This window comes from Anabaenopsis sp. NIES-4685 (assembly GCF_059725405.1).
Genome location: NZ_AP043602.1, coordinates 759,040 through 770,910, shown reverse-complemented (window position 1 = coordinate 770,910; position 11,871 = coordinate 759,040). Strand labels below are relative to the sequence as shown.

The window sequence follows — 11,871 nt, the reverse complement described above, 5'->3', positions numbered from 1 at the left end:
GCTAAGACTTCTTCAAACCTCCACGGACATCAGTACAATTCCTGAAAGCTATACAGTCACTTTTCATCCACCAAGCATAAATAGGTATGTCACGCTCTGGTAAACTGCCAAAAGTATTTGGCTGGGAAATATTGATACTGATACCATTTAGCAAATCCACAACATAACCAAGGTGGGTTCCTAAATACATAACCTGATTCAGCCGTCCTGGAAAACAGTTAGTTAATATACTCGGCCGATAAAGGGAAAGTTGGATTTTTTCGGGACGGACGCTCACCACTACGGTTTGTGATAATTCAGTTGGTGTTTTTTCTGTGCGGTCAACCGTAATTTTCAGTCCCGTTGTGGTCTCAACTTGTATTGATGAGGAATCTACATAAATGATTTTACCAGTAAATAAATTATTATCCCCAATAAAATCAGCAACAAAGGGGGTTTGGGGATGTTCGTAAATTTCTTGTGGAGTACCAACTTGCTCAATTTTACCTTGATTCATGACGGCGATGCGATCGCTCAAAGACATAGCCTGTTGCCGATCTTGTGTCACCATGATCATGGTTAGTCCTAAATGTTTATGTAAATTCCACAGTTCCAACTGCATTTCCTGACGTAGCTTCAAGTCTAAAGCTCTCAAAGGTTCATCTAGCAGTAAAACAGTGGGGCGATTGACTATAGCTCTGGCTAAAGCTACCCGTTGCTGTTGAGCAGTAGAGAGTTGACAGGGAAAGCGCGATCGCAAATCTGCGATTTTGACCAGCATTAAAGCCTCTTGAACCCTGGTGGCGATTTCTGATTTGGGGAGTTTTTTGTGAACACGCAATCCAAAAGCGACATTATCCCATACATTCATATGGTGAAACAAAGCATAGCTTTGAAAAACAGTATTTACGGGTCGGCGAGCAGCAGGGACATTAGTCATCTGGTGTCCCTGAATGAACACCTTACCAGCATCAGTCATCTCCAACCCAGCTATCAAGCGTAGTATAGTTGTCTTACCACAACCAGAAGCACCGATAATAGTTAAGAATTCTCCCCGTTTAATATCCAAATCGACCCCATTAACTGCTGGTTCCTGGTTAAAAAACTTGAACACATAACGCAGTTCAACGTCCAACGGCTGAGATTTTGTAATTTGATCATGATTGTGGGTGAGAGTTTGAGTCATAATCCCTGGTAGAATGCGCTGATTTGAGATTCCCGATGCCTTTAGGGCTGGGTTATCTGACAAGATGCTATGAAAAATAGCACTTATGTTATCTTTGCACTGATTGTTGTTACACCCAAGACAGAGACTTAAAAGCGGGTAGAAATAGAAAATGATAGTTTGACTCTCCGACTATTGTATAACCGTGGGGAGTGTCAAAGAACGGCATAGTTGAGGTGGTGTCTTGAGACTGGAGAGTGTTAATGTGTCAGTTAATGTAGACTATTGAAACTGGGTGTTATGACTTTATTGCAGCCATCCCGACTACCCCTAAAAAATAATACACGTACGGTTGGACGAGATTTTCAGCCCATATTTTTAATTGCATTCACCCTCTTAATGACAAGTATAATAGGTGTGCGGTTAGCACACTTGCAAATTGTTGAAGGAACAAACCATCGAACTAGAGCAGAAGCTAACCGGGTGCGGATCATTCCCAAACAACCAGTAAGGGGTAATATTTTTGACCGAAATGGCAAGGTTTTGGCTAGTACTCGTTATCCTCGTTCTGTATACTTGTGGCCAATGGCCCACAGAAAATCTGGTTGGTCTGTTGTGGGTTCACGTTTAGAGAAAATTCTGAATATCCCCCAGGAAGAAATAGAAAAAAAATTACAAGAGGCTGGACCAACTCTTCTTCACTAATTCCCATTGCTCGTGACCTGAATGAAGCCCAACTAACTGCCCTCAAAGAGTATCACAGGGAACTCAAAGGCGTAGAAATACATACGGAAGCGGTTCGGTACTACCCCCATGGTCAGGAATTAGCCCATGTCCTGGGCTATACACGAGAATTAACTGCCGAACAGCTACAACGGAAGCGGGAGTTAGGCTATCGATTAGGAGATGTCATTGGTCAGATGGGGACTGAAAAGGTTTACGAAAATACTCTGCGGGGTGAATGGGGCGGTCAGCAAGTAGAAGTAGACCGGGCTGGTCGTCCGGTTCGAGTGTTGGGAGAAAAAGCAGCAAAGTCGGGTAGTGATTTAAATTTAACTATAGATTTAAATCTGCAAATAGCGGCAAACAAAGCTTTAGGCAAGTATAATGGTGCAGTTGTAGCACTTGATCCCAACAATGGCGAGGTGTTAGCCATGGTGTCTCGCCCCACCTTTGACCCCAATATCTTCTCTAAACAAAAACTTTCGCAAAAAGACTGGGAATCTGTCCAAGGTGCCAACCATCCTTTAGTGAATCGCGCTCTGAGTGCTTTTCCTCCCGCCAGTACCTTCAAAATTGTCACTACAGCCGCAGGATTGGAATCGGGGAAATTTTCTCCCAAAACCATACTCCAAACCTACGGTTCTTTAACTATTGGTGGGATCACATTTGGTGAATGGAACCACGCCGGATTCGGCCCTTTAGGTTTTGTGGGTGCAATGCAATGGAGTAGTGATACTTTCTTTTACCAAATTGCTCAAGCAGTGGGTGGACCCACTTTAATTGAATGGACTCGTAAATTTGGATTTGGTGAAAAAACTGGCTTTGATTTTGCTGCCGAAGAAACCAGGGGTTTAGTCCCAGATGACGACTGGAAACGCAAGCATCGAAATATGCCTTGGACTGTGGGGGATACGGTGAATATGTCAATCGGCCAAGGTGCTTTATTAAGTAGTCCTTTACAAGTTGCGGTCATGTTTGCAGTTCCGGCTAATGGTGGTTACCGAGTCCAGTCCCATTTACTCAAAGATAATCAACCAGCTGCAAACTGGCGAAAACTTATCAAAATGAAGCCGACAACCATTAAAATTCTCCATGATGGATTAAGGAAGGTGATTACTCACGGTACTGGTCAAGTTTTAAACAAGCCTACACTCCCTCCCGTCGCTGGTAAAACCGGTACAGCTGAAGCATGGCAAAATCGGGTGAAAAAAAATCACGCTTGGTTTGGTGCTTACGCTCCCGTAGATCAACCGGAAATCGTTATCGTTGCTTTTACTGAACATTCTGGCGGTGGTGGTGGTAGTCTTGCAGGTCCGATGGTTTTAGAAATTCTAGAAGACTACTTTAAACGCAAGTATCCTGATAAGTATTAAAACTGGGGGACTAAATAATCTTGGCTCGTAGTCAAGACTTGAGTCTTGACTACAATTTAATGAATTTATAGTCATTTATGTACATTTGTAGTATAATATTATTATGAATGTACGATCATTAAATGAATGAAACTATCTGATTATGCAAAAAAGGTAGGGATAAGTTATAGAACTGCGTGGCGTTGGTACAAATCCGGCGTAATCACAGGTTATCAACAACCTACAGGAACCATAATTATTAATCTACCTGAAACTAACCAAAACCCTAACAAAGTTGTAGCTATCTAAAGATTCTTCTTAATAAACTAGGTAAAGAGTTGGAAATTGTTAATCAAGCTACGGAAGGTAGAGATGAACTAATGCAAGATTTAGTATCGATAATATACTCGTTTAGTGCAAGGATGTATGGGTTAAGAAGAGCAAAGACAAAAACAGAACGTATCACTCAGGAGTTACAAAATGAAGCTGATTGAGCGTCATGTTATTAAACCAAGTCACCCAGCATACAAAGAAATAGATGAACTTTGCTTTAAATCGAAGAACCTATACAATGCTGTTAACTTCATAGTTAGACAGGAATACATTCATAACAACAAGCATATTAATTATGCGGGAGCCTATCACCTAATCAAAGAATCTGTTGATTATAAAGCTTTGCCAGCAAAGGTAAGTTGTCAAATCATTAAATTAGTTGATAGATGCTGGCTTTCATATTTTGCAGCTATTAGTTATTTTACGACAAATCCTGATAAGTTCAAAGGTCGGCCTAGACTACCTGGATATAAACATAAAACCAAAGGTCGTTGTGTGGTCATTTACCCGGCACAGGGTATTAGCAAAAAAGGGGTAAAAAAAGGGTTATTACAACCTTCAGGTACAAATATATCTATTTCAACTGCTATTCAAAGTAAAGTTAAAGAACTTAGATTAGTACCTAGAAGTGGATTCTATGTAGTAGAGGCTGTTTATGAAAAGAATGAAGTAGTCACAGTTAGGAATCAATATATTGCAGCTATCGATTTGGGGCTTAATAACCTGGCCACCATAGCTTCAAACAAAAAAGGCTTTCAGCCGTTGATTATTAATGGTCGCCCATTAAAGTCAACCAATCAATTCTTTAATAAACAAAAAGCCCAACTCCAATCGAAGCTTCAAACTCAAGACCCGAATAGATACACCTCCAACAAAATATCCAATCTTCTCACCAAAAGAGATAGTAAAGTTGATACCTATCTACACCAAGCTAGTAGAACCATTATTAATTACCTTCGACAAAATCAGATTGATACTTTGGTGATTGGTAACAACAAACAGTGGAAGCAAGATATTAATATTGGTAAGCGTAACAATCAAAATTTTGTTCAGATACCGCACTATAAATTTATCCAGCAGTTGGTTTATAAAGCTAACTTAGCTGGCGTTAAAGTTATTATCAACGAAGAAAGTTATACCTCTAAGGCTAGTTTTCTTGACCTTGATAATATCCCGGAGTACCAAAAAGGGGCAGAACGTGTATTTAGTGGTAGAAGAGTAGCTCGTGGGTTGTATAAAGCTTCCAATGGAAGGTTAATAAACGCTGATTTAAATGGGGCGTACAATATATTAAGAAAAGCAGTCCTGAACGCTTTTGCAGACGGGATAGAGGGGTTAGGAGTAACTCCAATCAGGTTTACCCCTGGTAAAGTGACTTTGTAGATTTGTCTATAATTTCACAAACTCTTGACTACAATACTCCTGACGCTATAGGGGCTACAGCCATTACTCAGAGGATGTTTGGAAAGTATTAAACAGGTAATTTTTATCTTACGGAACAGGGAACACCGGAACAGGGAACAGGGAACACCGGAAGGATTGGGGAACACACCGAACACCGGAAGGATTGGGGAATGGGGAACCGAAACAATCAAATCCAATCCCCTCCCCTTACAAGGGCAGGGTTAGGGTGGGGTAAAACAATATTTGATACACTAATCATGACTTATCAAACATCCTCTCAGAGCTTTAACACCACTTTAAGCCAAACATTAGATAACTTAGCACCCTATTTTAATATAGCAATCCTAAATGATTCATGAACAATTTCTGTTCCCTGTTCCCTGTTCCCTTTCCTCACTGATAATTTCTCAACTCAAATAGGATTGCTATATTCATTTATTGTTAGTAGATAAGTTTGAGGCGCTGCAAGAACTGAGTAATGGTCAAAATGATTACGGGTGTACCGATTTCACCACTCCCCTAAGTGGCGTAATTAATCCAGTGTCTCCTGATGAATATTTCTTTTGGGATGACATTCATCCGATCCACTAAAGCTCATCAAGTAATTGCTGAAACCTTGATAAATCAAGTCCATGAGGGTATCTTTGCTGGTTTAACTGGCGATGGGGCGACATGAGAAAATGCTGACCCGTCATGGTTTGGGGTTTAAATTTCTGGCTTTGTAGAATAATTCTAGACTATGGCGATCGCCCACAAAACGCCAGTGCCAAGGTTCATAACTGACACCTTGGGGGTTATTTTCTCCAAAGGACAGTTCAAAACCAAAACGGGCTGCATTTGCTTCTAACCAGCGAAAAGCCCTGGTATTTTCAAAATTGCTTTGGAGATTAGTAGCTGGTGCTGCGCCATCACCTATATCCACAGCATAGCCTGTATGATGTTCACTATGTCCAGGGGGCGCACTCAAAGCCGCCCTTTGGGCCGGGGTTTGATTACGCCTAGCACCAATAGCAAAAAATAACTGTTCCTGTTCTTCCACGGAGCGGAACCCAGAAATTGGCACTAAAATTACACCCTCACGTCGCGCCGCTTGAGCCATAGCCAGATACCTTTGAGCCGCTGCTGTGCGCAACCTAATGCGCCCATCGGCAGTAATTGCTAACAGTTCTGACTGCGGCGCTTCTGGGTATCTCAAATGACCTAAGAGGGCATCGACATTATTATCTTGACTATTGACAGAATCCCCAGGTTGTGCATCTACATTCTGAGGTGAGGAGGAATCAACATCAGCCCTAGGTGAGATCACAAAGAACCACAAACCAGCAATTAAACCCACTAGAATAAACCCTGCGAGTCCCCCATCACCAAAACTAGATTCTGCACAGGCTGTTGGGCTCTACTCTCAGGGACATCCCGTAAAGCCACGGGAATATCTTCACTAGGGTCGCCTGATAACTGATGGGCTTGTTTAGAAAACCGGGCTTTACTCAAGAGACATCTCCTGTTTTTGTGCAATATTTATCAAAAATTGTAGACTGGGGAGATAAACATCTTCAGTACCATTCATATCTATATATTCCAGGGCGCAATTTTGGCTAACCTCCTAGAACTATACTTTAAACTGGTGGGATTAGTCCTAGTAGGTTTTATCCTGGGACGCAAACTACCTCCTACGGTTCCTACTCGTGTCGGTCAAGGGCTATTTTGGGTAGGAGTCCCCATAAGTATTATTGCTTTTCTCCGCAAAGCCGACCTATCAGGACAGATTTGGATTGCTCCGGTTATCGCCCACTTAGCCATTTTTTTAGGGGCATTTTTGGCTTGGTGGGCGATGAAAGGTCAAGCCTATTTGACCAAAAACATCCACCACAAATCAACACAAGGTAGTTTACTCCTAGCTGCGATGGTTGGTAACACAGGTTACCTGGGTTTCCCCATCACTCTTGCATTATTAGGTCAGGAATACTTTGCCTGGGCTTTATTTTACGATATGTTGGGATCACTTTTTGGGGCCTATGGCTTTGGTATAGTATTAGCATCTCATTTTGGCGGTAATATCAGGAATTACGGGCAAATTACCCAGTCAATTGTCGTGAATCCTGCTCTGTGGAGTTTCGCCTTGGGCTTGCTATTTCGCCAAGTTACCCTCCCGGTCATTTTTGAATATAGCCTAGAAATATTAGGTTGGATTGTAGTTAGTTTAACTTTAGTGTTAATTGGCATGAGGCTGTCTAGCCTAAATTCTTGGCACAGGCTACCGGATGCGGGTATCAGCTTAACTATTAAAATGTTAATTGTTCCCTTATTCATTGGTAGCACCTTGCCACTCTGGGGGGTGACTGGTAAAGCCGCACAAGTAATTTTACTACAAATGGCTATGCCTCCAGCATTTGCCACATTAATAATTGCGGAAACTTTTAATCTTGACCGTGATCTGGCGGTGACTTCTTTAGCACTGGGGTGTATACTACTACTAGTTACTCTCCCCATTTGGCTGTGGCTGTTTTGATTGATATCTGCTCCTACTGATTAACCAGACATGAATCAAGAAAGTAATCATAAATCTATAGACTCACAGCCTAGGTTATCGGCTCGGTTGCTCGAACTAGCTCAATTATTTCTCAAGCTGGGTTTGACTGGCTTTGGTCGGCCCCAAGCTCATATTGCCATGATTCATGATGAGTCTGTGGTGCAGCGGGGTTGGTTTACCGAGGAGGAATTTTTAGCCGGGGTCGCGGTTTGTGAAATGTTACCAGGTCCGGCTTCTACCCAGATGGGAATTTATACCGGATACCTGCGGGGGGGAATTTTGGGGGCTTTGGTGGCGGGGGTTTGTTTTATTTTCCCCGCTTTTGTGATTGTCCTAACTCTGTCTTGGGCTTATTTTCGGTTTCAGGGTATACCACAGATTGAAAATTTGTTTCTGGGAATTACCCCGGTAGTAATTGCGATTATTTTCGGCTTTTGCTGGAAGTTAGCCAAACGAGCTATTACTGATTATCCAGGTATTGCGATCGCCATCACGGTTTTTGTGGTTACTTTACTATTTCCCATCAATGTATTGTGGCAATTCTTGTTCGCGGGGATGGTAGGCTTAGTTATTTACCCCCCCGCTTCCACTATTTGGCTAGTTCCCCTTGTACCCCTGATGCAGATGTTACCCCACACCATGGCAATGGTAACTAGTAAGACCCTAACATTATCCAGCTTTTGGGGACTAGAACGGATTCAAGAGTATTATTTAACCCTAACAATATTCTTCTTGAAGGTGGGTAGTTTTATCTTTGGCGGTGGGTTAGTAATTATCCCCCTCCTGGAGTTAGAAGTAGTTAATCAATTTCATTGGTTAACCCCCAGGGAATTTATCGACGGTGTTGCTATTGGCGAATTTACTCCCGGTCCTGTAGTCATTACCGCCGCATTCATTGGTTATAAGGTGGCTGGGGCTTTGGGGGCTTTAATCTCTTGTGTGGCAATTTTTACGCCATCCTTCCTATTCATTATGGGGGCTGCACCCCTGTTAGTACGCATTCGTCAAAACCCCTGGATTAGGAGCTTTTTGCGGGGGGTAACCCCTGCGGTTCTAGGAGCGATCGCAGCGGCAGCCATTCCCCTGGCAAGGACGGCTATAATTCAAGATACCCCGATTAGCTCCGTGTTCGCGTTGATAGTCGCCATTTTAGCTTTAATTGCCCTAGTCCGCTTCCGCCGTCCCACATGGCAATTAGTCCCTACTGGGGCTGTCCTGGGCTTGATGGCTGGGGCTATAATTTAATATTACCGGCAGTTTGAGTAATTTTACTGTTTATTTCTGCCGGTGTGATATGTTCATAATGTTCAAATGGTTGATGAATCCAGGGGTTATCGGGCAGATAATCAACGTAATAATCAGGTTGGAAACCAGAACAGGCTTTATACCAAATTACAGCCGTGCGAATTTCCACAACATTAAAATTACTAGTTTCCTTCAGCCAAGGTATAGTTTCCTCAAGGGTGATTCCCGAATCTACCAAGTCATCAACTAGGAGAATCTGGGAACCTAATTTTTCCGTAGTCATCGTTATATGACGAGCCAGAGTTAAATTACCCCTTTCTTGCTTCCCAGAACCACTGTAAGATGATGTAGCTAAAATTGCCAAAGGCTGCTGATATATCCGGGAAATAATATCCCCCACTCGTAGTCCCCCCTAGCAAGACAAACAATCTGGTTAAATTCCCAACCTGATTGATAAATTTGGGCCGCTAGGCGCTCAATTTTTTGGTAATAATCTGACCAAGAAATGTAAAGGTCTGACATAAAGGCGGTGATGTTTAGGTGATACTGAAGCAAGTATAAATCAAGTATAAATTTTATATTTTAGTATGAGCATGAATGATTCTGTTGATGAATACCCCCCAATTAACCCCGAAAATCAAAAGCTGGATCTAAAAACTAAGCTAGCTTATGGCGCTGGAGATTTAGGGACAGCAGTTACTGGTAATATTTCTATATTTTTTCTCCTGGTTTTTTTTACCAATGTTGCGGGGATTCCCGCCGGGTTAGCTGGTAGTATTTTGATGATTGGTAAAGTTTGGGATGCCATCAACGATCCCATGATCGGCGTGTTATCCGACAGAACTAAATCCCGTCGCTGGGGTCGTCGTCTCCCTTGGTTAGTCTATGGGGCTATTCCCTTTGGGATGATTTTTTTATTACAGTGGATTGTACCACGTTTTACTACAGACCCCACTACTAATATTTGGCCTTTATTTTGGTATTATGTTGTAATTGGGTTAATCTCCCAAGTATTTTTTACCGTTGTTGGTTTGCCCTATGCGGCAATGACCCCGGAACTGACTCAAGATTATGATGAACGTACTACCTTGAATAGCTTTCGCTTCGGGTTCTCTATTGGTGGTAGTATTTTGTCTTTGCTCCTAGCACAAATTATTTTTTCTACTATTAGCGATCGCCAACAACAATACTTAATTTTAGCCGCGGTTTGTGCGGTAATTTCCGTTTCCGGTTTATATATATGTGCTTTTGGAGTCCGTCACCGCGTCTTAGCTTTTGAAAATCAACGCCACCAAGGACAACAACCCGTATCTATACCCTTCTTAGCACAACTAAAAATCGTCTTTAATAATCGACCCTATCTGTTTGTGATTGGGATTTATCTTTGTTCTTGGCTAGCAGTGCAAATCACAGCCACCACTATACCTTATTTCGTCGTCAACTATATGGGTCTGAAAGACTCAGATATTCCCACCACCATGATCGCAGTCCAGGGAACAGCTTTACTGATGTTATTTGTGTGGGGTGGTTTGAGTAAAAAAATCGGCAGAAAAGTAGTTTATTTTCTGGGTATGAGTTTATGGATATTAGCCGCAGGGGGTTTATTCTTTTTACAACCCGGACAGGTAGGTTTAATGTATTTTATGGCCGTCATGGCTGGTTGTGGGGTATCCACAGCTTATCTGATTCCCTGGTCACTAATTCCAGATGTGATTGAGTTAGATGAACTGCAAACAGGACAACGCAGAGAAGGTATTTTTTATGGCTTTATGGTGTTACTGCAAAAATTAGGTTTAGCTCTGGGAATATTTTTAGTGGGTAACGCCTTAGAAACATCTGGTTTTCAAGCAGCTATACCGGGAGAAACCACCCTACCTATACAACCAGACTCAGCATTATTAGCCATTCGCTTCGCTGTGGGTCCACTACCAACAATTTTCTTGATTTCTGGCTTGTTTCTGATCTATTTTTACCCAATCAATCGGGAGATTTACGCACAGATGATGATGAATTTGCAAGCACGTCGGGAAAAGAGCAACAGTTAAATTGATTAGGGTTGGTAAAGAACAAAAAATCAACTATTATAGCTGGATATTGCTATATTTAGATTTTAAATGACTTTCAATATTCTATGACCAAAGTTACATCCCAAGAAATTGCCCTGTTTCGTTCTCAGTTAGCTGATGATTCCAGCGCGATGGAAGCCCTAGACTTGATTGAAGATTGTGATGGAGACTTAGAAGATGCAGCGATGAGCTTGGCTATCCGAGCAGGACAAGAACCAGGAATCACTAACTCTGAGTGGTTAGATGCTATGGCCAGAAAATGGCGATCGCTAATTTGTCAACAGGAATACCGCGAAGATTTGTTAAGTAGCTCTGTGGTCAGGATCATGGAACGTCTCAAAAAAATGCCCAGTTTTCCTGAGAGTTTGGCTACACCAGTTCTGATATATGTTCTCAAGCAAGGTGTCACAGATTTTTGCGCCCCTATGGATACACCAACCCCGCCACAATGGAATAATGGTAATATGTCCTGAATCTCTCAACTTAGGAGCTTAATTGTGGCAGCACTGATACTCTATAATTAGGAACATAAGAACTTTTATCAAACCATTATTATTGCTTCCATGAATTACCTTATTGCTGTATTACCAGACCGCATTCAAGCCGAAGCCGCTTACTTAGCTCTAGAAGCAGAAGGTATACAAAGCACTATTCTGGGTAGGGGTTATAAAACCGCTGATGAGTTTGGCTTGGTTGACCCCAAAGAGCAAGCGCAAAAGCAAGCTAGGCTGATGTCATACTGGTTAATACCATTTGGTTTTTTTGCAGGTTTTACCTTTAGTTTAATTACAGGTTTAGATACTTTCCCTTGGGCCGGGGAAATTGGTAACCACGTCCTTGGGGGACTGTTAGGCGCTGTGGGTGGCGCTATGGGTAGCGTGTTTGTCGGTGGTGGTGTTGGGTTACTCCTCAGTGGTGATGCTTTACCCTACCGCAATCGTTTAGATATGGGTAAATACATAGTTGTGGCTCAGGTGTCTGAGGCTATTAGCCGCCAAGCAACCAGGATTTTACGGAAATTTGACCCGGAAAATATCCAGGGGTATGCTGATACATCTGGCACTTAGAAATTAA

At 42.2% G+C, this 11,871-nt stretch carries 9 protein-coding genes and 3 pseudogenes; 9 read left to right on the top strand and 3 right to left on the bottom strand.

Features of this window, described 5'->3' with window-relative positions:
- Position 1: 1 nt before the first annotated feature.
- Positions 2 to 1,165, bottom strand: coding sequence for an ABC transporter ATP-binding protein (locus AC6IZ0_RS03390; RefSeq protein ID WP_497725100.1), 1,164 nt, complete (start codon positions 1,163 to 1,165; stop codon positions 2 to 4).
- Positions 1,166 to 1,444: 279 nt separating this feature from the next.
- On the opposite strand from AC6IZ0_RS03390, the pseudogene mrdA reads away from it, so the two are divergent.
- From mrdA to AC6IZ0_RS03370, 4 genes and pseudogenes are all read left to right on the top strand, one after another.
- Positions 1,445 to 3,240 (top strand): annotated as a pseudogene (gene mrdA / locus AC6IZ0_RS03385) (penicillin-binding protein 2).
- Between the two features lie 126 nt (positions 3,241 to 3,366).
- Positions 3,367 to 3,528 carry a hypothetical protein gene (locus AC6IZ0_RS03380; RefSeq protein WP_497724396.1) on the top strand — a complete coding sequence of 54 codons (162 nt, stop codon included), beginning with the start codon at positions 3,367 to 3,369 and terminating at the stop codon, positions 3,526 to 3,528.
- Between the two features lie 171 nt (positions 3,529 to 3,699).
- On the top strand, positions 3,700 to 4,935 hold the full coding sequence (locus tag AC6IZ0_RS03375; protein ID WP_497725099.1) for an RNA-guided endonuclease InsQ/TnpB family protein: 1,236 nt from the start codon (positions 3,700 to 3,702) through the stop codon (positions 4,933 to 4,935).
- A gap of 571 nt (positions 4,936 to 5,506) precedes the next feature.
- Positions 5,507 to 5,632: a hypothetical protein gene (locus AC6IZ0_RS03370; RefSeq protein WP_497725098.1), complete on the top strand. Its 126-nt coding sequence runs from the start codon at positions 5,507 to 5,509 to the stop codon at positions 5,630 to 5,632.
- Positions 5,633 to 5,647: 15 nt separating this feature from the next.
- Here the strand turns inward: AC6IZ0_RS03370 and AC6IZ0_RS03365 are convergent.
- Positions 5,648 to 6,447: pseudogene (locus AC6IZ0_RS03365) on the bottom strand (M15 family metallopeptidase).
- A 100-nt stretch (positions 6,448 to 6,547) separates the two neighbouring features.
- On the opposite strand from AC6IZ0_RS03365, the gene AC6IZ0_RS03360 reads away from it, so the two are divergent.
- Together AC6IZ0_RS03360 and chrA are read left to right on the top strand one after the other, a co-directional pair.
- A complete protein-coding gene (locus AC6IZ0_RS03360) occupies positions 6,548 to 7,465 on the top strand; it encodes an AEC family transporter (RefSeq protein ID WP_497725096.1) in 918 nt (305 codons plus the stop codon).
- A gap of 30 nt (positions 7,466 to 7,495) precedes the next feature.
- Positions 7,496 to 8,731: a chromate efflux transporter gene (chrA, locus tag AC6IZ0_RS03355; RefSeq protein WP_497725094.1), complete on the top strand. Its 1,236-nt coding sequence runs from the start codon at positions 7,496 to 7,498 to the stop codon at positions 8,729 to 8,731.
- Here the strand turns inward: chrA and AC6IZ0_RS03350 are convergent.
- Positions 8,721 to 9,253, bottom strand: a pseudogene (locus tag AC6IZ0_RS03350) (phosphoribosyltransferase). The gene chrA and the pseudogene AC6IZ0_RS03350 overlap by 11 nt on opposite strands.
- Positions 9,254 to 9,324: 71 nt before the next feature.
- On the opposite strand from AC6IZ0_RS03350, the gene AC6IZ0_RS03345 reads away from it, so the two are divergent.
- The 3 genes from AC6IZ0_RS03345 to AC6IZ0_RS03335 all read left to right on the top strand — a co-directional run bounded on the left by AC6IZ0_RS03345 (position 9,325) and on the right by AC6IZ0_RS03335 (position 11,864).
- Positions 9,325 to 10,776 (top strand): MFS transporter, encoded by a 1,452-nt coding sequence (locus tag AC6IZ0_RS03345; protein ID WP_497725093.1) that lies wholly within the window; start codon positions 9,325 to 9,327, stop codon positions 10,774 to 10,776.
- A gap of 86 nt (positions 10,777 to 10,862) precedes the next feature.
- Positions 10,863 to 11,270 (top strand): hypothetical protein, encoded by a 408-nt coding sequence (locus AC6IZ0_RS03340; protein WP_271732872.1) that lies wholly within the window; start codon positions 10,863 to 10,865, stop codon positions 11,268 to 11,270.
- A gap of 90 nt (positions 11,271 to 11,360) precedes the next feature.
- The gene (locus AC6IZ0_RS03335; protein ID WP_271732870.1) at positions 11,361 to 11,864 is read left to right on the top strand and encodes a hypothetical protein; all 504 of its coding nucleotides are present in this window, start codon (positions 11,361 to 11,363) and stop codon (positions 11,862 to 11,864) included.
- Positions 11,865 to 11,871 lie beyond the last annotated feature (7 nt).